Genomic DNA, 20,491 nt, shown 5'->3' with positions numbered 1-20,491 from the left:
ACTTGCCGGGGTATGGAGATGTTCACCCAGTCTCTGGACTGGGGCAACGAGATCCTGGCCTCGCTGTGGTGGGTCGCGAAGGCCTGGGCGATCGGTGCGGTGGCTCTGGTGTTCGCGTTGGCCGTGCTGGCGCGTTTCACCACGTGGGGCCGTCAGTTTTGGCGGGTCACCGGCGGTTATTTCCTTGGCCGCGAAAGCATTCCGGTGTGGGGACTGCTGGGTGTGCTGCTCCTGTCGGTGATGTTCTCGGTGCGCATGGACGTGTTGTTCAGCTACTACCTCAACGACCAGACCACGGCGCTGCAGGTGGCGTTCTCCGGCGCCGGTTCGGGCAACGAAGCGGTCCGCAGCTCCGGAATCGACGGCTTCTGGCATTCGATCCTGATCTTCGCGTTGTTGGTGACCGTCGACATCACCCGCACCTTGCTCGACCTGTACCTCATGCAGTACTTCATCGTCCGCTGGCGGGTCTGGCTCACCCACCGACTCACCGGCGACTGGCTCGATCAACGGGCCTACTACCGCGGCCGATTCATCGGCGGCTTCGGCGGCACTCCGATCGACAACCCTGATCAGCGCATCCAACAGGACATCGACGTCTTCACCACCGGCACCGGGCCAGAAACCAACACGCCGACGGTCGCCACCGCGCAGACATTGTTGTTCGGATCGGTCTACTCGCTCGTCTCGGTTGTGGCGTTCACGCCGATCCTGTGGAATCTGGCCGGCCCCTTGACGTTTCTGGGCGTGACGCTGCCGAAGGCGTTGTTCTGGATCGCACTGCTGTGGGTGGCGGTCACGACGGTCGTGGCGATCTGGATCGGCAGGCCGATCATTCGGCTGACATTCCGTAACTCGCTCACGAACGCCGCTTTCCGGTACGCCCTCGTGCGGGTCCGTGACGGAGCCGAAGCGGTGGGCTTCTATCACGGCGAACGCACCGAACGTGACACGCTGGCAGCGCGGTTCGCCGCCGTCATCGCCAATTACCGGCGGCTTGTCCTGCGCGGCGTGGCGTTTCTCGGTTGGAACCGATCCATCAACCAGATCATCGACCCGCTTCCGCTGATCGTCCAGGCACCACGGTTGTTCGCCGGTCAGCTCACCTACGGTGATGTCCTTCAGTCGGCAAGTGCGTTCAACCGGGTGCAGAGTTCGTTGAGCTTCTTCCGCTCGGTGTACGACGCATTCGCCGGATACCGGGCCGCGATCATTCGCCTCGACGGACTGGTGAAAGCGAACGAACAGGCAAGGGCGCTACCGCGATTGGATATCGGGGTGAGCGCCAACGGCGGGGTAGAACTCGAGGATGTCGAGGTGCGGTCGCCCGACGGAGATCTGCTGCTGCACGACCTCGACATCCAACTGGCCCCCGGCGATTCGCTGGTCATCACCGGGCCGTCCGGTACCGGGAAGACGACCCTGCTGCGCAGCCTGGCCCGGCTGTGGCCGTATGGATCGGGGACGGTGCGCTATCCCGAGCAGGGTGAGGTCATGTTCCTGTCCCAACTCCCCTACGCACCGCTGGGCGATCTCCGCACCGTGGTCTGCTATCCCGCACCGGCGGGCACGTACGGCGACGACGAGATCCGGGCCGCGCTCGACGCGGTCGCCCTGGGGAATCTGACCTCTCGCCTCGATGAGGACACCGATTGGGGAAAGGTGCTGTCCCCGGGCGAACAGCAACGGATCGCCTTCGCCCGGGTGCTGCTAGCCAAGCCGGCAGCGGTATTCCTCGACGAGGCCACCTCGGCGCTCGATGCCGGTCAGCAGTACGCGTTGTACTCGACGCTGCGCAGCGAATTACCCGACTGCATCGTGGTCAGCATCAGCCACCGCGACAGCGTCAACGAGCTCCACGACCGTCGCCTCGAACTGCTCGGCGACGGCCGTTGGGAGCTCGCGCCGGTCGGCTTGCCGACCTAACCGGTCGAGACGGCGATCCTCTTCATCGTTCCGCGGCGTGCGTACCGGCGCGGCGCCCGAAGAACGAGCCCTCCCCGAGTTGCACACCGCTGGCGTACCCCTCGCCGTCCTGGGCGATGTTGGACGCACAGGCCCCGGCTGCGTACAGGCCGGCGATGGGGCTGCCGTCCTCGCGCAGCACCTCACCGTCGATGGACACGGTCAGCCCGCCCATGGTGAATCCCGAGTACATGGCGACCCCGAGCGACAGGTCGAACGCCGCCCACGGACCCTTGTGCTGCACCGCGATGTAGTCGGACTGCTTGTGGAAGTCGGGATCTTCGCCGTCGGCCGCGTGCGCGTTGTAGCGGTCCAGGGTGGCCGCCAGGTTCCCGGCCGGAATTCCCAGTGCCTCTTCGACTTCGGCGATCGTCTCGTAGCCGTCGATGAATTTGATCAGCGGCATCGCCGGCATCTCCATGTGTTCCTCATCCACGATCAGGTACGCCTGCTGCTCGGGCTGACGCAGGACGAACGCCGACGTGCGGGAGTGGTAGGAGTCCTCGGCGACGAAGCGCTGACCCTGATTGTTGACGATCACACCGGTCAGCAGGATCTCCGGAGGGTAGGCCGCGGCGGTGATGAACAGCTGGTCCATGCCGTTGGCGACGCCGCCGGCGGCGACACCCATCCGGATTCCGAGGCCGTCGTCGTTGGGGTTGCCCAGGATGTAGGGCTCGACCTCGCCGTGGTGCTTGGTGCGACGTTTCTTTCCGAGAGCCGGCGTGTATTCGGCGACCATCTCCGGGTTCATTGCGAATCCCCCGGCGGCGATGATGACTGATTTCGCTTTGACACAACCGGTTTCACCGAAGTTCTTCCACTTCACCCCGACCACGGAGCGGTCGTTCCCGCCGCCCTCGACGATCAGGTTTGTGGCTCCCGTCTCGTACCGGAACGTGACACCCAGCGTCTCGGCGCGCTTCAGTAGGAGATCGGTCACCATCGCGGCGCCGCCCAGCTCGCCGGGCACGGGGACCGAATGACCTCGCGGCGCCGGCGCGGCCTGCTCGATGAACGGCCACACCTTCTCGTTTCCGGTGTAGGACAGCCCCTCGGTGCCCGGCGGCACCACGACCTTGCCCGGGTAGAAACTGCGCTCAAACTGAAAACCCAGTGCCTCAAGCCAATTGAAATGTTCGACGCTGCCGTCGCTGTAGGCGCGGATCTTGTCCAGGTCGGGCTCGCGCGAGACTGCGACCAGATACTTGTACATCTCCTCGGGGGTGTCGGAGTGCCCGGTGGCCTCCTGCACCGCGGTCCCGCCGCCGAGATAGAAGTGCCCACCGGCCATCGCGGTGGTGCCGCCGACCGCCGCAGCCTTCTCCAACACCAGCACCCGGGCACCGCGGGCGGCGGCGCTGACCGCCGCAGAGCCTCCGGCGATACCGAATCCGATGACCACGACATCGAACTCGTCCGACCAGGATTCGATGTCCGCGGCCTCGACGACCTCGGGGATTTCCTTCACTGCTGCTCCTGTTTCACATACTCGAAGAACGCCCGGATCTCGGGCGGAATGTAAGCGATCTCCAGATACGGCACCCCGGCTCCTACGGCCGACAGGTAGGCGAATCTCATTCCTCCGGGCATCTCGCCCTGGCACACCACCGGTGTCCCGTCGCCTTCAGCGTCGCGCAGTCGCGCCTCGAACTCCTCTGCGTCGGCCGCCTCGATGCAGACGTGGTGCAGACCCGCGCCGTGCCGTTCCAGGAACTCGGCGTAGATGCTCTCGCCGCTGACCGGAGCAATCAGCTCCAGTTGAGTGTCACCGGCGTAGCTCAGTGAGATGTCGGCGACGAAATCGGCGGGTCGGCCGTGGTGGCGGCAGGTCTCCGGGCTGAAATGCACCGCGGGCATCCGCACCCACCGGCGAGCCCCCAGCATGGTGGTCAGGGCCTGTTCGGTGGCGTCCAGATCAGCGGTAACCCAGGCGATCTGGACAGGTGTCTGATTAAGCATCGCCATGAGAATATCGCCCACCCGGCGCAATGGCTAGAACGTGTTCTAGTTAGTGGTCAGGGCTGCCCCACCAGGGTCGACACCTCGCCGGCGGGTAACCCGCCGCCGCGGGACTGCCCACTGACGTTCTGCCAGGACACGGCGGCCGGAAAGGTGCCCCAGGTGCTGTTGAACATGCCCACGATGGCGGCACGGCCGTCCGGGGTGACCACATACACCGGACCACCGGAATCGCCCTTCTGGCTGACCACACCGTTGGCCATGGTGAACCAGCCGTTGTTGACGGCTTGGATGGTGCCGCAACTCTCACCGGTAACCACACCGAAGTGGCAGACCGGGGCACCCGGCGTCGGAACCACCCCGGGATCCTCCACCAGCATCCGCCCGCCCGGCAGGATGTTGTTGATCGCGACATCGCCGGCCAATTGGATGGTCTCCCAATCGGAGATCATGTAGTTGGTGTCAACCGTGGCGCCGTCGGGCGTGTTGTCCTCGAAGGACCCCTGGTGCCCGATGAAATTGCCGTCCCGGTCGCCCACCGGACCGCCACCCCGGCAATGACCCGCGGTGAAGCCGACGCGGCTCATCGGATCGACGTAACCCAGCGTGCAGACATTCGTGCCCTGCCGGATCTCCATACCCGGGTACACCAGCGAACCCGCGGCGGCGGCCACCGGTACCGGACACGCCAGCAGACCCGCCACCGGAACCCCGGCCAGCGCCCGTATCACCCCACCTAGCCACCTACTCACGGCCGACCTCCCTCGCTGTGCGAACGTGGTGAACGTCACCCTACTGACTTCAATATCGGTCAGGCGGCAACTTCGTTACCGGCGGTCCGCATATCCCGTGCGATCCATCGCCAGAAACAACGAACGGCCCGGACCATCGAGGTCCGGGCCGTGCGTCTGTTCAGGTCAAGGAATTGTCAAGACCTGGCCGGGGTGGATCAGGTCGGGATTGGAGATACCGCTCGCATCGGCGATCTGCTGGTACTTGTTGCCATCTCCGTAGAACCGCTCGGAGATCGCCCAGAGAGTATCGCCGGAGACCACGGTGTAGGTCCGCGGCTCGGGTGCAGGCGGGGGCGGCGGCGGCGCGGCCGGCGCAGCGGGCTCGGCCACGGCAACCGGCTCCTCGACAGCGGCCGGGGCGACTTCGGCCTCGGGCGCCGGTGGCGGAGGCTCGGAGGTCGCGGTGTCGGACGACCACGCGGGCCCGTCTGCGGCGTACAGCACCAGGTTGCGGTCGTCCTGGAGAACCAGCTTGACGTCCTTCTTGCCCTTGGTGTCGGTGTGCCACACCGGCTTCTCGGACGTGTACAGCACGAAGTTGCCGTCGGTCTGCACCTCCGCCCGCACGACGTCCTGGCCGTTGGTGGAAGTCGACCAGACCGCTTGGCCACGCGCCTCCAACACGAGGTTGCCGTCATCCTGCAACGTCAGCGTGTATGCGCCGTTGTTGGAGGTGAGCGAACCACCCTTCTCCAGCTTCTGACCTTCGGTGAGTGTGTCTCCCACGCAATGCCCCTTTCGTGACCGTGATCCGGGTGAAGGCACCCGGGTCTTGTTGACCTTACTGATTTCACGTTTGCTTTGGCGGGATTCAGCTCGCCGCGAGTTCAAACGCCACGCAAACACTGGGAATCGCCAAGGCGGCGGGCGCTGCCCGGTTCCGGGCGGTCAGCCGACCGGCTGAGAATCGCGAACCTCGGCGGGCTGCCATCCCGGTGGGCCGAAGAGGTAGCCCAGCCGGTCACGCAGCCGGCGGGCCCGCCGCACGTCGCGGGCGATCGCCGCATATTCGTGGGTCTGCAGCTTCCAGATGTTGAAGGTGTCCACCTGTTTGGTCAGCCCGTAGTGCGGGCGGAACACTTCCGGCTGGAACGTGCCGAACATGCGGTCCCAGATGATGAGGATGCCGCCGTAGTTGCGGTCCAGATACAGCTGATCGCGGCCGTGGTGCACCCGATGATGCGACGGGGTATTGAAGATGAATTCGATTGGCCGCCACAACTTTCCGACTCGTTCAGTGTGCACCCAGAACTGATAGACCAGGTTCAGCGAAAAGCTCGTGAACACCAGCCAGGGTGGGATACCGAGCAGCGGCAGGGGAATCCAGATCAGGATCTCACCGCTGTTGTTCCATTTCTGACGCAGCGCGGTGGCGAAGTTGTAGTACTGACTCGAGTGGTGGGCCTGATGCGTCGCCCAGATCAACCGCACCCGGTGCGCAATCCGGTGGTAGGCGTAGAACAGCAGATCCACCCCGACGATCGCGATCACCCAGGTGTACCACCGGTTCCCGGGTAAGTGCCATGGCGCCAGATAGGCATAGATGGCGGCATAACCCAACAGCGCGACCAGTTTCCATCCGCCCATGGTGAGGATGGAGACCAACCCCATCGAGATACTCGTCCATGCGTCGCGGGCGTTGAACGCGCCTGCGGGTTCCCGCTGCGATTCGATGTGCTGCAGGCGCCGGGCGGCAACCCATTCCACGGTCAACAACACCAGGAAGAACGGGATCGCGAAGAAAACCGGATCGCGCATCGGCGGGGGCAGAAAGTCCAGGACGGACCCGGTCATGCGGACTCCTCGGTGAAGCTGGGGCTAACTCCCCCACGGTACTCACCCGTCGACCGGGGCTCGGCTAGGTTTGTCCGGTGCAGAAGTGGGCGTTGCTGATCGCGGCTGTCGTCGCCGAGGTCGCGGCCACGCTGTCGCTGCGCGCATCCCAGGATCATGCGGGGTGGCTGGTGCTGGTGGTGGCCGGTTACCTGACCGCATTCCTGTTGCTGACCCTGGTGCTGCGGGCGGGCATGCCCGTCGGTGTCGCCTATGGCATCTGGGGTGCGCTGGGTACCGCAGCGACGGCGGTGCTGGCCGCGGCGTTGTTCGGCGATCCGTTCACCTGGCCGATTGTGGCCGGTATCGGTCTGATCATCGCCGGCGTGCTGCTGGTCGAGCTCGGGTCACGCCCGCGTCAGGCGGAGTCATGATGTGGCTGGCCCTGACCGGGGCGATCCTGGTCGAGGTGTGTGCCACGCTCGGGTTGCGTGCGTCGGACGGCTTCCGCCGCAAGGCGTGGATCGCGCCGGTGATCGCCGGGTACGTGCTGTCCTTCTACCTGCTGTGGCTGGCCCTGTCGTTGGGGGTGCCGGTGGGTATCGCCTACGGCATCTGGACCGCGTGCGGGGTCGCGCTGGTCGCCGTCATCGCCAAGTTCCTATTCGGCGAACCGTTGACCCCGGTGATGTTGCTCGGTATCGCGCTCATCGTGTCGGGTGTGTTCACGATCGAGCTGGCCGGTATCGGCCCCGGAACGACGCACTGACGACCGCCGTTTCGGCAGTACTCCGGCCAGCAGGGCGGCAGCCAGCCCGGCCAGAGGCACGACCAGAAGGCCGACCCGCAGCCCGGCGGCATCGGCGACCAGCCCGACCAGCAGTGGCGCACCGAAGAACCCCACCCGCATGAGCCAGGTGACCACAGTCAGCCCGGTCCCCGGTCGCAGGCCCGGCAGCTGATCGGCGCCGTGCATCGCGGCCGGCACCAGCGTGGCCACCCCGAGGCCCGCCAGCGCGAAGCCGACGATCGTGGTGGCGATGCTCGGGAAGGCCAGTGCGGTCCCCATCCCGGCGGCGGCGATGAGTCCTCCGACCCGCGCCACGGTGGCCTCGCCGAACCGGTCGACCAGCCGATCGCCGATCAGCCTCCCGACGAACATGAACCCGACCAGCGCGATGTACCCGAAGACCGCCAAGGCCGGCGGGGTGTGCAGGCTGTCGCGCAGATACAGGGTGGCCCAGGAACTTCCGGCGTCCTCGACCGTGGCGCCTGCGATGGCGATCAGCACCAGGGCCAGCAGGATCAGATAAGTCCTTGGACCGGCACGGGTCCCGGCCGGGGCGTGTGCCGCACGATGCTCGTCATGGTCGGGTCCGGGCAACAGGTAGCGGTAGGACACCAGGGCCACCGCGCTCAACAACACGGCGATCACCGAGAGGTGGACGGCGCGCGGGACCCCCAGGGCAATGGCGCCGGCACCGGTGAGGCCGCCGAAGATCGCCCCGGCGGCCCACACGGCATGCAGTGAGTTGATGATCGATCGGCCGTGTGCGCGCTGTAACCGCAGCCCGTGGGCGTTCTGCGCGACATCGACCACCGCATCACAGGAGCCGGCCAGGAACAGCGCGGCCGCCAGCGTCAGCGGTGTGCTCGCCACACCGGCCATGACGACGAAGGCGGCCAGCGCCACGGTGCCGATGACCGCCACGCGCGCGCTGTGGAACCGTCGAATCAGCGTCGCCGCAGCCAATCCTGCGACCAGCGCGCCACCGGAGAACGAGGCGACGGCCGCCCCGTACACCGCATTGCTCAGGTGAAGGTCGGTCTTGATCTCCGGATAGCGTGGCAGCAGATTGGCGAAGATCGCGCCGTTGGTCAGGAACAGCGCCCCGACCGCGATCCGGGCCCGGCGCAACGTCGATGCCACTGAGCCGACACTACTGCGCGCCCTCTGGGTCAGCCGACCGCCGATACCAGCCGTTCACTGACCTGCCACAGGTCGGCGGCCTTGGCCCCGTCATAGGAATCACGCGAGGACCGGATCCGGCGACTCCCTTCGAAGTACGCGCCGGTGACGCCGTCGAGGTCCGGACCGGCCACCAGGGCGGCGAGGTTGGCTCCGGAGCGTCGAGGGCTGTTGACATTGGGCAGTATCCGCAGGGCAGGCATGAACAGACGCCAGGCCATTCGCTGAACGCCCGAGTAATCCCTGGCCAGCCCCGAGCCCGGCATCAGGCCCGGATCGAACGCGTTGACCGTGATTCCGCGGGCACCGTGGCCCAGCCGCCGGTCCAACTCGTAGCTGAACAACAGGTTGCACAGTTTGGAGGTGGTGTAGCGACGCCGGCCCTCCTCGCCGGTGAGTCCGCCCGGCGGCGGGCTGAGCAGGTCGTCAGCCGTGGTGTAGCGGGGCGCCGGCATACCGGTGAACTTGTCCGGATCGTGGGTGCCGCTGCTGACCACCACGATCCGTGCCGGTGTGGCCAAGCGCTCGAGCAGGTGCTGTACCAGGGCGAAATGACCGAGATGGTTGACGCCGAACGTCATTTCGTAGCCGTCCGCGGTCGCCTGCGAACCCGCAACCATCTGCAGCCCGGCATTGCAGACCAGCGCGGTCACCGGCGGCACGTCCAATCGCGGCAATCTGCCGGCAAAGTCGTGCACCGACCGCAGCGAGGCCAGATCGAGTTCACTGACCGTGACACGGCCGGGGCTGCCGAGCCGCTCCGCCGCGTCGGCGCCACGTTCGGCATCGCGCACGGCCAGCACCACGTGCCACCCCGGATCGGATTCCAGCAGGGCACGCGCACATTCGAATCCAAGCCCGGTGTTCGCGCCCGTGATGATCGCGGTCTTGTCGCTCACTGTTCGTCCTCCAGGAGTATCGGGACCAGAGCGGTGACGGCTTGCCACAGCCTCCGGTACATGCGCACGACGTCGGTGGTGTCGGGTTCGAGGTGGTTGGCGAAGAACACGCCGTCGGACTGCGCGACGGCGAAGGCGGTGAGTTCGGCGACCACCCGCTCGGCGCGCTGTGGCGGCAGTCCGTTGGGCAGCAGGCGGCGAACGGCGTCGGAGAATCGCGCGATCGCGGTGTCACGGACCCGGCGCACCACCTGCGTCACCGTCGGATCATCGCTGCGCTCCAGGGACAGCAGGTAGAGAATCCGCAGGAATTCGGGGCGCTGCGAATGCAGTTCGGCGAGGACCGCCAGTTGTTCGTCGATGCTGCCTTCGCTCGGTATCGCCGCGAAGAAAAGTTCGGCCCCACGGGCCATCACCGCGGCGAGGACGCCGTCCTTGGATCCGAAATGCCAGTAAATGGAGCTGGCCGGTAGGCCGCAGGCCTTTCGGATCTCGCTGATCGAGGTCGCGGCGTAACCGCGGGTGGCCATGAGCCGCTCGGTGGCCTCGAGGATCTGCTCCCGCGAATCCGCACCCTGCTGTTGTCGTCGGGTGGCCGGCTGGGTCATCTGTATCACCTGTCGGTAAGGATCGTTACAGACACCCTACAGCGGCCGTGAGCACGTGAGCCGAAGGTGCACCAAGATTGGCGTCATGACTTCTTCGTCGCCGGCCCTGCTGGAGTTGGCCCGTCGCTATGGCGTGGCCGCCGAGTTCGACGACTGGACCGGCTGCCGTACCGCTGTCGCGGCGTCCACTCTGGTCGCCGTCTTGGACGCGCTGGGCGTGAAAGCCGGCACCGAACGGGAGTGCGCGGACGCCTTGGCGGCGCACGACCGGCGGTACTGGCAGCAACGGCTGCCGCCGATCGTGCTGGGCCAGGCCGGGATGCCGTCGAGTTTCTGGGTCCACGTCACGCACGGGGATCCGGTGCACCTCGCACTGTCGCTCGAGGACGGCACTGAACGCGGCGACCTAAGGCAACTCGAAAACAACCGGCCCCCATACGATCTCGGCGACCGATTGGTCGGTGAGGCCACGTTCGAGCTGCCGGCGGATCTGCCGCTGGGCTATCACCGGCTCCGGTTGCGCGAGGGCGACTTCCATACCGAGACGCCCGTCGTGATCTCCCCCGCCGCCGTGGGCCTGCCCACCCGCCTGGACCGGCGTCGGGCCTGGGGTCTGGCAGTCCAGCTCTATAGCGTCCGCTCGCAACATTCGTGGGGTACCGGCGATCTCACCGACCTGACCGATCTTGCCGTATGGTCGGCCGCCGAGCACGGCGCCGGGTTCATTCTCGTCAACCCGCTACACGCGGCCGCCCCCACGGCCCCGATGGAGCCCTCGCCGTATCTGCCCACCTCGCGGCGCTTCGGCAATCCGCTCTACCTGCGGGTGGAGGCCATCACCGAATTCGCCTCGGTCCGTCACCGCGGCCGCCTCCGGGGGCTGCGCACCACGGTCAACAAGCGCGCCGACCGCCGGCCGACCATCGACCGCGATGCGGCCTGGCAGGCCAAACGCACCGCACTGGAACACGTGTACCGGGTTGAACGCTCGGCCGGCCGGGAACTGGCGTACACCGCCTACCGGGCCCGGCAGGGCCGCAGCCTGGAAGAGTTCGCGACCTGGTGCGCGCTGGCCGAACAGTACGGTGCCGACTGGCATGCCTGGCCGTGCGCGCTGCAGCATCCGGGAAACCCGGAGGTCGCCGCGTTCGCCGCCTCCCATTCGGAAGCCGTCGATTTCCACCGCTGGCTGCAGTGGGTTCTCGACGACCAACTCACCGCGGCTCAGGCCACGGCGGTGCAGGCCGGGATGGCGCTGGGCATCATGGGCGACCTCGCGGTCGGCGTCGATCCCGACGGTGCCGACGCGTGGGCACTGCAGGACGTGCTGGCCCTCGGGGTTACCGCCGGCGCCCCACCGGATGAGTTCAACCAACTCGGTCAGGATTGGTCGCAGCCTCCGTGGCGACCGGACCGACTTGCCGCGCAGGCTTACGAACCGTTCCGGGCGTTGGTCGAGATGGCGCTCCGGCACGTCGGCGGGGTCCGCATCGACCACATCATCGGCATGTTCCGGCTGTGGTGGATCCCGAAGGGCGTCGCGCCGACCGAAGGCACCTATGTGCGCTACGACCATGACGCGATGATCGGCATCATCGCGCTCGAGGCGCACCGGGCCGGCGCGCTCGTGGTCGGCGAGGATCTGGGCACGGTGGAACCGTGGGTGCGCGATTACCTGCGCGAGCGGGGTCTGTTCGGCACCTCGATCCTGTGGTTCGAGTCGGACTGGTCCGGAAAGCCGCTCCCCGCCGAACACTGGCGTGAGTACTGCCTGTCCTCGGTGACCACGCATGACCTGCCGCCCACGCCCGGCTATCTGGCCGGCGAGCATGTGCGGTTGCGGGAGGAACTCGGCCTGCTCACCCGGTCTGCCGATCAGGAGTCGGCCGCCGACCGCGCCGCACAATCGGCCTGGCTCGACGAGCTTCGCCGGGTCGGCCTGCTCGGACCCGACCCGGATACCGATCAGATCGTGACGGCGCTGTACCGGTACCTCGCCCGGACCCCGTCGAAGCTGCTGGCACTGTCGCTTGCCGACGCAGTCGGTGAGTTGCGTACCCAGAACCAGCCGGGAACCACCGACGAGTACCCGAACTGGCGGATCCCGCTGGCCGGTCCGGACGGCCGACGACTGCTGCTCGAAGACGTGTTCGCCGACCCCCGGGCAGCCGCGTTGAGCGAGGTGGTGGCCGGGATCACCGGACACGGAGACGGGGCCGGGATGTAACACTTCCGGCCTCTGCTCCGGTTTCACAATCGTCACAGCTGCGATATGTTCGCAAACGCACCCGACTGACGGAGTTCACGTGAAGAAGCTTGTTGCACTCGGCGGCGGTTTACTCGCCGCCGGTTCGATGGCCTTGATGGCCGCGGGCACGGCCACCTCACAGCCGAGCTCGGCTTCGGTCAACGTCGTCGGCGAGCCGTATCTGAAGGCGCTGGCCATCCTGAAGAGCCAGGGCGTCAAGGCCACGTTCGGCGGCTCCTTCGGCAGCTCCCTGCCGCAGGCCGAGTGCCTCGTCGATTCCCAGAAGGTCAACTCCAGCGGCAAGATGATCCTGACGCTGGACTGCAGCGAAGCCGCCGCCGAACAGTCCGCCGAATCGGCCGTGCCCGGCGGACCGAGGGTCGGCAGCAATGGCGTGACCACGGTGACGCCGACCCCGGTGATCCCGATCCCCGGCGCCCCAGGCGCGGGTACTCCACCGCCCGCCTGACCCCACCCGGTACCGCCGTTCCCACCTAAATCCGTACACTGCTGAGAGTCCACTCATCCCAGGAGGCTCTCGATGTTGCGTCCGTTGCGGTTCGACCATGAGATCGACCCGGGCCCGGTACAGATCCAGGCCAGAAAAGTGCACTTCGATCTCGATGACATCCCGTTGCACTGGATCCCCGGTCATCCCGTGGCCTCGTCGATGGTGAACCTGTTCAATGTGGTGCTGCCGGTAGCCGAGCACTGGTTCGTCGCGACGTTCAACGAAGCGCTGCCGTACGTGCGCGATCCCAAGCTCGCCGATGACATGCGTGGCTTCATCGGTCAGGAAGCCACCCACGCCGAGACACACGATCAGGTGCTCGACGAGTTCTTCACCAGCCACGGGGTGGATTACCAGCCGGTGTTGTCCCTGGTGGAGCACGTATTCACCAAGACACTGGCACCGTCGGACTCCCCCGATCCGCGCCGCAGGCTGGCCCACCTGTGCGATCGGCTGTGGCTGATCGCGGCCATCGAGCACTACACCGCGGTGCTGGGCGACTTCGTGCTGAACTGCTCCTGGGAGGACTACGCAGCCGACCCGACGATGACCGATCTGTTCCGCTGGCACGGCAGTGAAGAGGTCGAGCACCGCAGCGTGGCCCACGATGTCGCGGTCTATTTCCAGGACAGCTACTTCAGCCGGGTGCGCGCGATGTCGATCGCGGCGACCGCGGTCTACCTGTTCTTCCAGCGTGGCTGCTGGGCGATGGTGAAGAACGACCCGACCCTCGACATCGGCTGGTGGCGGATGAACAAGATGCGTATCCGCGATTCCAAGCTGGGACTGCTGCCCAAGTTCTCCCAGATGTTCGGCTCCCACACCCTGGCCTACTGTCGGCCGGGCTTCTCACCGGAGGAGATGGGGTCGACGGCCCAGGCGGTCGCGTACCTGGCGAGCTCGCCCGCGGCGCGGGCCGCGCACCTGTGACGGGCTCAGCCATGCCGACGCTGTCACTGATATCCCGATATCGCCGCCTGCCACCGAGCATCTCGGGCCGATTTCGGCACGATCCGATGCTCGGTGCCGCCGGCGCCGCCATCGCCACGATCTGGACGGTGGGCCGACTCGTGCGGCGACCGGCCCTGCCGCCGGAGCTGGACCGCACGATCGCGTTGAGCGTCGCCGGGCGGGAAGTGGTGGCCCATGACCAGGATGTCATCGCACTCACCCTGACTGCGGCTGACGGCGGCCCGCTGCCGCAGTGGTATCCGGGTGCACACATCGACCTGCACCTGGCCAGCGGACGGGTCCGGCAGTACTCCCTGTGCGGTGATCCCACGGTGACCGACAGCTATCGAATTGCGGTGCGGCGCATCCCCGATGGCGGCGGTGGCTCCGTCGAAGTACACGACAGCCTGCAGGTCGGCAGCCGGGTCAGCACCCACGGCCCGCGCAATGCGTTCGCCTTGACGGTGCCCGGTCACGGGTCGCCCGCCCAACGTTTCCGCTTCATCGCGGGCGGAATCGGCATCACCCCGATCCTGCCGATGCTCGGGTTGGCGGCGCGGCTGGGTGTCGACTGGTCGATGGTGTACGCCGGGCGCAGTCGCGACAGCCTGCCGTTCCTGGACGAGCTCGCCCGGTTCGGTGACCGCATCGAGATCCGCACCGACGATGTCGAGGGCCTGCCCATCGCCGCGGATCTTCTCGGCGACTGTCCCGACGGCACCACGGTCTACGCCTGCGGTCCGGCCCCGATGCTGACCGGAATCCGGGCCGCGCTCGCCGGCCGTGACGACGTGGAGTTGCATTTCGAAAGGTTCGCGGCCCCACCGGTTGTCGACGGTGCGGAGTTCTCGGTGACCGTCGCCTCTACTGGCGCCACGGTGTCGGTCGGCGCCGACGAGACGCTGCTCGCCGCGTTGGGCCGGGCCGGGGTGAATGCCCCGTACTCATGTCAGCAGGGGTTCTGTGGCACCTGTCGAATTCGAACCCTGCCGGGAACGGACGGGACCGTGCAGCACCGGGATACGTTGTTGACGGACCCGGAGCGCGACGCCGGGTATCTGCTGACCTGCGTGTCGCGGGCCGAGGCCGGACACCGGCTGGCACTCGACCTCTGAGCCGCTACCCGCCCTCGGGATCGCCTTCTCCGTAGCCGGCCAGTTCGGGTGCGGTCATCAGCTGGTCCAACAGGGGGCGCTGCCCGCTGAGCAGCTTGGTACGGGCTGCTGCCACCGAAACCCAGGCGACGCGGTCGATTTCGGGGAACTCGACGAGCCGCCCCGATCCTTTCGGCAGCTCGACGCTGAATGTGTTGCTCACGGCTGTGGCGGGATCGAAGTCTCCGTTCACCGCGAACGCGGTGACCACCTTGCCTCCCGCCTGCCGCACCGGGGCCAGCTCAATGCGTGGCCCCGCGGGCGGGGGCGAGCCGAGTTCCTCGGTGAACTCACGTTGCGCCGCCGACCACGCGTCCTCGCCGTCGACGTACTCCCCCTTGGGCACCGACCATGCCCCGGCATCCTTACGGGCCCAGAACGGACCGCCCGGGTGGGCGATCAGTACCTCCACCGCCGACCCGGCGAGACGGTACAGCAGGACGCCTGCGCTCAACTTCGCCACCCGGTGCACGCTACGCGGATGCCGCACCGCCAGATGTGACGCACCACTCGTCAACTATTTTCGGCCAGCCGGAATCTAAATTGTGAACAACCGGTTAACCATTGAGTAACACCCGAATGGAGCTGACGACGGGGGCCGAAGTCGACAGCGAACGCGAAACAAAAGAAGATCGAAAGAAGGCACCAAAGATGATGAGGATCGGATTTTCCACTGCACTTGCCGGCGCGGCCGCCGCAGCAGTGATCAGCCCGACCGCACCGGCCCAGTCAGCACCGACCGGCCCGGGCAATGCCGAGCAGACCATCAGTCAGTTGCAGCGGCAGGGCTACAAGGTGGTCGTCAACCACATCGGCTCCACTCCGTTGAACCGGGCGACGGTGGTGTCGATCCGGCAGGGCCAGACCTACAGCCGGACAGATTCCGGTAACCCAGGCGACAACTTTCAGACCAGTGTCGTCAACAAGACGGTTTACGTAGACGTGAAGTAAGCCGACCAGATTCACGAAACCTCAAGAAGGGGCGCCTTTTTCGGGCGCCCCTCAGACTCCGCCCCAGGCGGAGTCGAGTTCCTTGGCGACGTCGATCACCTTGGCCTGCTCCGACGCCGGGCTGTCGATCTCGCCGGCCACGTGCGCAGCGATGAAGCGTTTGATCTCCGCGTCGACACCCGCCAGTATCCGCAGCACCTCGGCCCGCAGCGACGTGGAGGTGACGTGGATCGAGATGTCGGACGGCCGCGGTTTCTTGACATCGAGGATCAGTAGGAGCGGCTCGGCGGCCAACGCCGAGGCCCGCAGGGCGATCTCACCGAACACCATGAACTTGGGCCGGTCGATGCGCAGGTCGATCACCATGTCGATCTCCAGTGGGATCCGGATGGAGAACGTGATGGTTTCGCCCACAACGCGGTTCACCCGGGGCTTTTGGATCTTCACCCGCGCGGTGACCTTGGCGATTTTGCCCGGCCCCTGGGCCATCGGACCCATCTCGAACTCGTCGCCGGCGATCGAGCCGATGGCGTCACCGACCCGGTCCTCCGACACCGCCACCTCGAAGAACCGTCGCCCGAATTCCTCGTAGGTGATGAAAGCGTGATCAGCCATGATCCTTCTACGGTCTCACGCCGGTAGATCGGGGTGGTGCAGCCGGGTCCCTATGCGTGTCGATGCCGCGTTCAGTTCGCGTCCGCGAAGTACCGCAATCGGGCGACCGTGCGAGGTCTGCTGCCCAGATCCGCGATCAGCACCGCCCGTCGACCGTCGCGGTCCAGCCCGGCCACCAGACTCGACCCGGACGCGATCAGTTTGCGCCACGAGGCACCCGACGTGCGTTCCACCAAACCGGAAGCACTCAGCGGTGCGTCGTCGCCGGCGCGGATGACGGTGTCGGCGCTCAGCCACCGTTGCACCGCGACCGCGTCGCCGGCACACAGGTCGTCGAGCAGCCCCGTCATGAGGCGCTTGCCCGCCCGGCCCGCGCCGCCCATTCCCTTCGCGAACCCGAGTGCGCCCGAAGGTCCCTGGTTGCGCAGCAATGCCGTGCTCAGCCGCAGGCCGACCGGCACGGCGCCCAGACCGGCCCGGGCGAACTGCCCGATCATCGCGGGCAGCTCCCAGTACGCCTGCAGTTCATCGATCCGCGGGCCGGCCGGGGCGGACGTCACCACATAGCGAAGGTAAGCGGGGATCCGCATGGTGACCGACGGGCTCATGACGACTTCGAGCTCGAGATCGCGGAGCACCGTCGATCCGATGACGATGTCGACGTCGCGGTGGAACGTGATGTCGCGGGGCGCGATGAAGGTGTCGTAGAACCGCTCGATCTGGGTGGGTCCGCGGTGCGGCCGTGAGCCCACCGGATCTTCGACCTGTCCGCCCGCAGCGAACAGTCCCACCCATCCTTGACGGTCGTGCGCACCCGCTGCCTGCGGTGACAACTCGACGGTGGCTAACAGTTCGTCCCGTGTGAAGAGCATATGGATCGTTTACCATCCCGCCCGGCGCCGCGTGCGCGCACACTGGTGTTTGACACATTCAGATGCCCACAACCACCGAGGAGAGCGCATGAGTGGCAGTGGACCGTTCGGGTTCGACCCCGAGGACTTCGACCGCGTCGCCCGCGATGCGCTCGACGGGTTGGGCAAGTTTCTCGGAAATTCCGGCCAGGCCACCGGGTGGGCCGGCCTGATCGATGAGGTTACCCGGTTCTCGCGGCCGAGAACCGAGCCCGAGACCACCGGCGAAAAGGGCGACGGGGTGTGGGCGATCTACACCGTGGACGATGCCGGCGGCGCCCATATCGAGCAGGTTTACCCGCATGAACTCGATGCCCTGCGGGCCAACGCGGCGAATACCGATCCCGGCCGCCGGGTGCGGTTCTTGCCCTACGGCATCGCGGTCAGCGTGCTCGACACCGATACCGGCGAGTAACAACGGGTCCAAATGTGGACTGCGCCGCTCGGCGACCGGCTAGGCTTCTGAGCCAAAGTCAATGAACTGGCCGGCCGGGTTCGACAGGCGGCCGGCGATACTGAGGGTGGAACATGATTCGCGAGCTCTTCGGTACCACGGCGGTCGCGGCGGCGGCACTGGCAACGGCGATTTCGGTGGCGCCCGGCGCCTTCGCCGACGACAACAGCAATATGTACCCGGACAATCCCGGCCGCTATCCGACCGACGTCCCCGGCATGAGCTATGAGGCGTCCAACGGCGCACCCTGCTTCAGCTGGGAACGCAACGTGTTCGGCCGCGGGCCGGGCGGCACGGCGATGCAGTGCCGCTGGATCCCCAACCAGTGGCCACCGGTCTACACCGGCTTCTGGACCTACGCCTATCCGTTGCACGGCGTGCAGGAGATCGGCACACCGTGCCCGGAGCCGCAGGCCGCAGCACAGTCCCCTGACGGCCGGCCGATGCTGTGCCTCGGACCGCAGGGCTGGCAGCCCGGAGTACTCACCGGCGACGGCTTCTTCCCGGTCTGAGTCGCGGGTCACACCCCCTCGGCCATACAGCCAAGTGATCCTTGTATGGTCGTGGGGCCCGAATCCGTGCACACCAGGAGTGCCATGAGCGCTGACGTGAAGTTCGACCTGTCCACAGTGTTCTCCACGGTGGCCAAAGCTGTGCCCGGTCACACCTTCCTGGTGTGGCGGGAACTCCGATTGAGCTACGCCGAGTTCGATGCGCGCGTCGACGGCTTCGCGCAGTACCTGGTGTCGGCCGGTCTCGGCATGCACACCGAGCGCGATGGACTGGCCGGGCACGAATCGGGCCAGGACCACCTCGGCATCTACCTGCGCAACGGCAACGAGTACCTCGAGTCGATGATCGGCAGCTACCGCGCCAGGGTGGCACCGTTCAATGTCAGCTACCGCTATGTCGAGGAGGAACTCCTCTACCTGCTGAAGGATTCGAACGCCCGCGCGGTGATCTACAACGCCGAGTTCGCACCCCGGGTGGCTGCGATCCGCGACCAGTTGCCGAATCTGCAGGTGCTCATCCAGGTCGCCGACGAATCCGGCAACGAACTGCTGCCGGGTGCCGTCGATTACGAGACGATCCTGAAAACCCCTGCGCCGCAGGCGGGTATGCCGACCCCGTCGGGCGATGACCTGTACGTCTTGTACACCGGCGGAACCACCGGCATGCCCAAGGGCGTGCTGTGGCGCCAGCACGACATCTTCCTGTCCTCGATGGGTGGCCGGCCGTTCGGCAGCGACACCTTCATCGCGTCGTACGAGGAACTCGCCGAGCGGGCCGCCACCGCGGGCGGCGGGCTGTCGCTGCTGATGATCCCTCCGTTCATGCACGGCGCCGCACAGTGGGCCGCTTACAACGCCATCACCATGAGCGGAAAGCTCGTCATTCCCGACGATGTCGTGCGGATGCGCCCGGACAACGTGCTGGCACTGGCCGCACGCGAACGGGTGCTGAGCATCCCCGTCGTCGGCGATGCGATCGCGCGGCCGCTGATCGACGAGATCGAGAAGGGCGACTACGACCTGTCCGGCCTGTTCACGATCACCAACGGCGGCGCGCCCCTCTCCCCGACCGTCCGCGAGCGCATCCTGGCCGCACTGCCGCACCTGATGTTGCTCGATGCCGTGGGCTCCTCGGAGTCGGGCACCCAGATGAGCACCGCTTCCACCGCAGGCACCGATTCCGAGGCCGCCACCTTCAATGCCCAATCCGATACCGCGGTGGTTGCCGAGGATCTGTCGCGGGTACTCGGCGCCGGCGAGGGCGGCGGCTGGCTGGCGCGACGCGATCTGATCCCGCTGGGCTACCTGGGCGACGAGGCCAAGACGGCACGCACTTTCCCCACCATCGACGGAGTCCGTTGGGCGGTTCCGGGCGACCGGGCAAACGTCTTGGACGACGGGCGTATTCAGCTGCTGGGCCGGGATTCGGTGACGATCAACTCCGGTGGCGAGAAGATCTTCGTCGAGGAGGTCGAGCGGGCCATTGCCGCACACCCGGCCGTCTACGACGTGGTCGTGGTCGGGCGCCCCTCGGAGCGCTGGGGCAACGAGGTCGTCGCGGTGGTGCAGTTCGCCGAAGGCGCTTCGGCCACCGACGAGGAACTCGTGGCGGTGTGTGAGACTGCGATCGCGCGCTACAAGATTCCCAAGGCGTTCGTCCGGTCACCTCAGATCGTGCGCTCCCCCGCAGGCAAGGCCGATTACCGCTGGGCCAAGTCGGTGGCCACCGAGCACGCCGAGGCCGTCAGTACCTCCTAGTCCGACATCACTTTGGCGATGGCGGCAAGCATCGTGGTGTGGGCGGCGACCGCCTGCTCCACGGTGAGCGCCAACAACGGCCTGGGCGCGGCGATGGTCAACTCTTCGGTGATCCGGGTGCCGGTGACGATCGTCACGAAGTCCACCCGACTGTCCAGCCGCACCTGCGGGAACTGTCTGGCGTGTGCGGTCACCGGGCCGGCGGTGGGGACGATCACCCGGGCGCGATACGTGATCGGAAGACCCATCGGCCCCAACGGGATCCGATCGCGCACCCGATAGTCCTGCTGGTATCCGTCGGCCAGGTCCACCCGGGATGTGCTGCGCACCCACTGCACGAGCGGGTGCACCCGCGGGATGTTGTCCAGATCGACGTAGAACGCCCGCACCTGTTCGGGCGGTGCGGGCACCTCACCGCTGACATTGCGCCGGGCCTGACCGATCCAGATGTTCACG

At 66.8% G+C, this 20,491-nt stretch carries 23 protein-coding genes; 11 read left to right on the top strand and 12 right to left on the bottom strand.

All coding sequences use genetic code 11. The features are described 5' to 3' along the window. Window positions 1–12 precede the first annotated feature (12 nt). Entirely contained in the window at window positions 13–1,926 is a 1,914-nt protein-coding gene (locus JOF57_RS09885) for an ABC transporter ATP-binding protein/permease (protein ID WP_209916070.1), read from the top strand. Window positions 1,927–1,948: 22 nt separating this feature from the next. On the opposite strand, the gene JOF57_RS09880 is transcribed toward JOF57_RS09885, so the two are convergent. From JOF57_RS09880 to JOF57_RS09860, 5 genes are all read right to left on the bottom strand, one after another. Next, entirely contained in the window at window positions 1,949–3,436 is a 1,488-nt protein-coding gene (locus JOF57_RS09880) for an FAD-binding protein (protein ID WP_209916068.1), read from the bottom strand. After that, on the bottom strand, window positions 3,433–3,927 hold the full coding sequence (locus tag JOF57_RS09875) for a VOC family protein (RefSeq protein ID WP_209916066.1): 495 nt from the start codon (window positions 3,925–3,927) through the stop codon (window positions 3,433–3,435). The genes JOF57_RS09880 and JOF57_RS09875 overlap by 4 nt, the downstream gene beginning before the upstream one ends. A gap of 56 nt (window positions 3,928–3,983) precedes the next feature. Continuing rightward, on the bottom strand, window positions 3,984–4,679 hold the full coding sequence (locus tag JOF57_RS09870; RefSeq protein ID WP_407666558.1) for an Rv1815 family serine proteinase: 696 nt from the start codon (window positions 4,677–4,679) through the stop codon (window positions 3,984–3,986). Window positions 4,680–4,844: 165 nt separating this feature from the next. Further along, the gene (locus JOF57_RS09865; protein ID WP_209916064.1) at window positions 4,845–5,447 is read right to left on the bottom strand and encodes a LysM peptidoglycan-binding domain-containing protein; all 603 of its coding nucleotides are present in this window, start codon (window positions 5,445–5,447) and stop codon (window positions 4,845–4,847) included. 162 nt (window positions 5,448–5,609) lie between these two features. Beyond that, entirely contained in the window at window positions 5,610–6,515 is a 906-nt protein-coding gene (locus JOF57_RS09860; protein ID WP_209916062.1) for a sterol desaturase family protein, read from the bottom strand. Window positions 6,516–6,592: 77 nt separating this feature from the next. Between JOF57_RS09860 and JOF57_RS09855 the strand changes: the two genes are divergently transcribed. Both JOF57_RS09855 and JOF57_RS09850 read left to right on the top strand, forming a co-directional pair. Continuing rightward, a complete protein-coding gene (locus JOF57_RS09855) occupies window positions 6,593–6,928 on the top strand; it encodes a DMT family transporter (protein WP_209916060.1) in 336 nt (111 codons plus the stop codon). Next, a complete protein-coding gene (locus tag JOF57_RS09850) occupies window positions 6,928–7,263 on the top strand; it encodes a DMT family transporter (protein ID WP_209923215.1) in 336 nt (111 codons plus the stop codon). Before JOF57_RS09855 ends, JOF57_RS09850 begins: the two co-directional genes overlap by 1 nt. Here the strand turns inward: JOF57_RS09850 and JOF57_RS09845 are convergent. From JOF57_RS09845 to JOF57_RS09835, 3 genes are read right to left on the bottom strand one after another with little or no spacing between them, the layout of a single operon-like run. Beyond that, window positions 7,156–8,424, bottom strand: a complete 1,269-nt coding sequence (locus JOF57_RS09845; RefSeq protein WP_209916058.1) for an MFS transporter — start codon at window positions 8,422–8,424, stop codon at window positions 7,156–7,158. The two genes, JOF57_RS09850 and JOF57_RS09845, sit on opposite strands and share 108 nt — an antisense overlap. Before the next feature lie 29 nt (window positions 8,425–8,453). Further along, complete coding sequence (locus JOF57_RS09840) at window positions 8,454–9,362, bottom strand: SDR family NAD(P)-dependent oxidoreductase (RefSeq protein WP_163660948.1); 909 nt, start codon at window positions 9,360–9,362, stop codon at window positions 8,454–8,456. Next, window positions 9,359–9,970 (bottom strand): TetR/AcrR family transcriptional regulator, encoded by a 612-nt coding sequence (locus JOF57_RS09835; protein WP_163660946.1) that lies wholly within the window; start codon window positions 9,968–9,970, stop codon window positions 9,359–9,361. Before JOF57_RS09835 ends, JOF57_RS09840 begins: the two co-directional genes overlap by 4 nt. An 85-nt stretch (window positions 9,971–10,055) precedes the next feature. On the opposite strand from JOF57_RS09835, the gene malQ reads away from it, so the two are divergent. The 4 genes from malQ to JOF57_RS09815 all read left to right on the top strand — a co-directional run bounded on the left by malQ (window position 10,056) and on the right by JOF57_RS09815 (window position 14,795). Beyond that, a complete protein-coding gene (malQ, locus tag JOF57_RS09830) occupies window positions 10,056–12,197 on the top strand; it encodes a 4-alpha-glucanotransferase (protein WP_209916056.1) in 2,142 nt (713 codons plus the stop codon). 79 nt (window positions 12,198–12,276) lie between these two features. Then, a complete protein-coding gene (locus JOF57_RS09825; RefSeq protein WP_209916054.1) occupies window positions 12,277–12,687 on the top strand; it encodes a hypothetical protein in 411 nt (136 codons plus the stop codon). Between the two features lie 72 nt (window positions 12,688–12,759). Beyond that, window positions 12,760–13,659 carry a metal-dependent hydrolase gene (locus JOF57_RS09820; RefSeq protein WP_209916052.1) on the top strand — a complete coding sequence of 300 codons (900 nt, stop codon included), beginning with the start codon at window positions 12,760–12,762 and terminating at the stop codon, window positions 13,657–13,659. A gap of 11 nt (window positions 13,660–13,670) precedes the next feature. Next, window positions 13,671–14,795, top strand: coding sequence for a PDR/VanB family oxidoreductase (locus JOF57_RS09815; protein WP_209916051.1), 1,125 nt, complete (start codon window positions 13,671–13,673; stop codon window positions 14,793–14,795). A 4-nt stretch (window positions 14,796–14,799) separates the two neighbouring features. Here JOF57_RS09815 and JOF57_RS09810 read toward each other — a convergent pair whose 3' ends face one another. Continuing rightward, the gene (locus JOF57_RS09810; protein ID WP_209916049.1) at window positions 14,800–15,297 is read right to left on the bottom strand and encodes an NUDIX hydrolase; all 498 of its coding nucleotides are present in this window, start codon (window positions 15,295–15,297) and stop codon (window positions 14,800–14,802) included. A gap of 188 nt (window positions 15,298–15,485) precedes the next feature. On the opposite strand from JOF57_RS09810, the gene JOF57_RS09805 reads away from it, so the two are divergent. Beyond that, window positions 15,486–15,785 (top strand): hypothetical protein, encoded by a 300-nt coding sequence (locus JOF57_RS09805; RefSeq protein WP_209916047.1) that lies wholly within the window; start codon window positions 15,486–15,488, stop codon window positions 15,783–15,785. A 51-nt stretch (window positions 15,786–15,836) separates the two neighbouring features. Here the strand turns inward: JOF57_RS09805 and JOF57_RS09800 are convergent, their stop codons facing one another. Both JOF57_RS09800 and JOF57_RS09795 read right to left on the bottom strand, forming a co-directional pair. After that, complete coding sequence (locus JOF57_RS09800; protein ID WP_209916045.1) at window positions 15,837–16,400, bottom strand: hypothetical protein; 564 nt, start codon at window positions 16,398–16,400, stop codon at window positions 15,837–15,839. A gap of 71 nt (window positions 16,401–16,471) precedes the next feature. Then, entirely contained in the window at window positions 16,472–17,272 is an 801-nt protein-coding gene (locus JOF57_RS09795; RefSeq protein ID WP_209916043.1) for a ketosteroid isomerase family protein, read from the bottom strand. An 88-nt stretch (window positions 17,273–17,360) separates the two neighbouring features. On the opposite strand from JOF57_RS09795, the gene JOF57_RS09790 reads away from it, so the two are divergent. The 3 genes from JOF57_RS09790 to JOF57_RS09780 all read left to right on the top strand — a co-directional run bounded on the left by JOF57_RS09790 (window position 17,361) and on the right by JOF57_RS09780 (window position 20,035). Continuing rightward, a complete protein-coding gene (locus JOF57_RS09790) occupies window positions 17,361–17,726 on the top strand; it encodes an Rv0313 family protein (protein ID WP_209916040.1) in 366 nt (121 codons plus the stop codon). A 113-nt stretch (window positions 17,727–17,839) separates the two neighbouring features. Then, on the top strand, window positions 17,840–18,277 hold the full coding sequence (locus tag JOF57_RS09785) for a hypothetical protein (protein ID WP_209916038.1): 438 nt from the start codon (window positions 17,840–17,842) through the stop codon (window positions 18,275–18,277). 84 nt (window positions 18,278–18,361) lie between these two features. Then, window positions 18,362–20,035: an acyl-CoA synthetase gene (locus JOF57_RS09780; protein WP_209916036.1), complete on the top strand. Its 1,674-nt coding sequence runs from the start codon at window positions 18,362–18,364 to the stop codon at window positions 20,033–20,035. On the opposite strand, the gene JOF57_RS09775 is transcribed toward JOF57_RS09780, so the two are convergent. Next, window positions 20,032–20,490 (bottom strand): SRPBCC family protein, encoded by a 459-nt coding sequence (locus JOF57_RS09775; RefSeq protein WP_163660925.1) that lies wholly within the window; start codon window positions 20,488–20,490, stop codon window positions 20,032–20,034. The two genes, JOF57_RS09780 and JOF57_RS09775, sit on opposite strands and share 4 nt — an antisense overlap. Window position 20,491: the final 1 nt, after the last annotated feature.

The organism is Mycolicibacterium lutetiense, assembly GCF_017876775.1.
GTDB classification, from domain to species: domain Bacteria; phylum Actinomycetota; class Actinomycetes; order Mycobacteriales; family Mycobacteriaceae; genus Mycobacterium; species Mycobacterium lutetiense.
The sequence above is the reverse complement of the archived record's forward strand: the minus strand, read 5'-3'. Positions and strand labels throughout refer to the sequence as shown.